3 protein-coding genes are annotated in these 2,541 nt (G+C 25.1%); 2 read left to right on the forward strand and 1 reads right to left on the reverse strand.

The window, feature by feature from the left end:
* Positions 1–233: 233 nt before the first annotated feature.
* Positions 234–803, reverse strand: a complete 570-nt coding sequence (locus tag J7G74_RS05960; protein ID WP_297133101.1) for a DUF3793 family protein — start codon at positions 801–803, stop codon at positions 234–236.
* Between the two features lie 167 nt (positions 804–970).
* On the opposite strand from J7G74_RS05960, the gene J7G74_RS05965 reads away from it, so the two are divergent.
* Both J7G74_RS05965 and J7G74_RS05970 read left to right on the forward strand, forming a co-directional pair.
* Positions 971–1,309, forward strand: coding sequence for a DUF2325 domain-containing protein (locus tag J7G74_RS05965; protein WP_297133104.1), 339 nt, complete (start codon positions 971–973; stop codon positions 1,307–1,309).
* Between the two features lie 395 nt (positions 1,310–1,704).
* On the forward strand, positions 1,705–2,541 hold an 837-nt coding region (locus tag J7G74_RS05970), incomplete at its 3' end, for a fructose-bisphosphatase class III (protein WP_297133106.1).

Below are 2,541 nucleotides of genomic sequence, written 5' to 3' on the forward strand. Positions count from 1 at the left end.
GAGCATAGAGATCATTCCTTTCATGGGTTTGTGTGCAACTCTATGCTCTTTTATTTTGCAAAAAAAGTCAATACTTAAATGTCAACTAAACATTATACTATCAGGAAATTATATGTTATCTGTTCTGTAGATAACATATAATTTTCAACCTTTTATTATGAGTAATAGTCAAAGCCGTTGGCGAAATAAAATGTAGCGACCGTACAGTGGATTAAGCGAAACTAATTTCTTTGTTATAATAATCTATGAATTTTTTTCTCATAAATTAAGGATTCAAAAGGATATCCTATACTATATAAAAATTCAAATCTAGACTTACAATCTTTATAAGATTTAAATAATTTTGTACATTTATCAACATTATCGTAAACTTTCCAACATCCACATAGTTTATAGTTCTTACCTTTATTGTTAATAAAGCCCTTAACATCTTTAATAGGATAACCTAAAAATAATCCTACTTCGTGAGGGGTTTTTATGTTTGTTTCAAATGCACTCTTTAATTTTTTTAAACAATCATCAATATTAAAAGGATTGTAATTATATGATTTAAGAAAACTAATTATCTCTAAGTCAGAAAAATCTTTAATTAAAAATTCTAATCTATATATATATATTAAAGCATATGTTTTTGATTTATATAATGAGTATAAGTAAACATCGAAAGGATTTAATAAGGTATTATAATAGGATATTAAGTTTTCTAAGTCAGTATAATCATCCAAATATATTTTAAATAAATTACCACTCTTAATTCCTCCTAGAGTAGGAGAAGCATATTTTATTAATAATTTTTCAAACATAACATACCACCTTTCAAAAATCCTATACCCTTAGTATTAGAATTTAAAAGAAAATATATTAGTAATATTTAAAACTAATAAGAGTATTTTTACTTGACAATAAAAAGCAATGGTGCTAAATTAAAAGTAAATGATAATCATTATCAAGCGGAAAAGAGGGTATGAAAATGAACTTATTAGTGATAGGTGGAAATGAAAGGATGAAAAGAGATTATATAAATCTAGGTAAAGAAGAAGGATATAAGACAAAAGTAATTTTAAATATGTCATCTAAAGCTTTAAAGGATTTTGGTAGACCAGAGGCTGTAATAATGTTTACATCAACTGTTTCTCATAAGTTAAAAGCAGTAGTAGAAACTCAAGCTAAAAAGAAAAATATCACTGTTATAAGACATTATAATAGTAGTAAAGTTTCATTTAAAGAGTGTCTAGATAAAATAAAAGAGTGCAATGGTGATTGTGAATCATGTAGATATAGTTTTAAAAAAGATAAAACAATTATATAATTATTTATTAGTAGAAGTTTAGAGTAAACGAATTTATTATATAATAATAGTATCATTTATGATCGGAAATAAATGTGTATTTATATTTTAATGAATAATTAAAAGGGGTAAAAATAATAATATTTAAAACTTAATCTTTTCTAAAAACGATGATTAAAATCATCGTTTTTTTTATTAAATAGAATTTATAGTTTATATAGATTAGGGATAAATTATAAATTGCAATATATTAATTAAATAACTGTCAAAGTGTACATATATTAAGTATTTTGGTTATATTCTAATAAAACTAAATTAATTTCTATATTAAAGTTTTGGGATAAGTGATAAAATACTTTGTTAAAATCTATGGTATAATTATTAAGAGTGAGAAATTTAAGAGGGAGGAGTTTTACATGAAAGAAATATATCAAGTATCAGATGAATATTTAAATAGCCAATTGAAATACTTAAAATTGCTATCAAAACAATACTCTAGTATATCTAAAGCTAGTGCTGAAATTATAAATTTAAAAGCGATATTAAATCTTCCTAAAGGAACAGAACATTTTCTGTCAGATGTTCATGGTGAGTATGAACCATTTGTTCATGTTTTGAAAAATGCATCTGGAGTAGTAAAGAGAAAGATTGAAGAATTATTTGGAAATACAATGCTAGAAAATGAAAGAAGGAGATTTGCTACCTTAGTTTACTATCCAGAGCAAAAATTAGACTTAATAGAAAAGGAAGATATTTCAGAAGATATAGATGATTTTTATAGAATAACCATATATAGGCTTATAGAACTTTTAAGATATGCTTCAAGTAAGTATACAAGATCAAAAGTAAGAAAATTCCTTCCAGAAGATTTTAGATATATAATAGAAGAATTGTTACATCCGGACTCAACTAGTCCTCACAAAGATGAATATTATAAGAGCATAGTAGATAATATTATTGAAATAGATAGAGCTAGAGTCTTTATTATAGAAGTATCAAAGGCAATTCAAAAACTTGTAATAGATAGACTACATATTGTGGGAGATATTTATGACAGAGGTCCAAGACCGGATATTATCATGGATACATTGATGAATTATCATAATGTAGATATACAATGGGGTAACCATGATATATTATGGATGGGTGCTGCAGCAGGAGAAAAAGTATGTGTAGCCAATGCAATAAGAATATCAGCAAGATATGCAAACTTAGATATTGTAGAAGATATATATGGTATAAATATACTACCA

This window comes from Terrisporobacter sp., assembly GCF_017888745.1.
Taxonomy (GTDB): domain Bacteria; phylum Bacillota; class Clostridia; order Peptostreptococcales; family Peptostreptococcaceae; genus Terrisporobacter.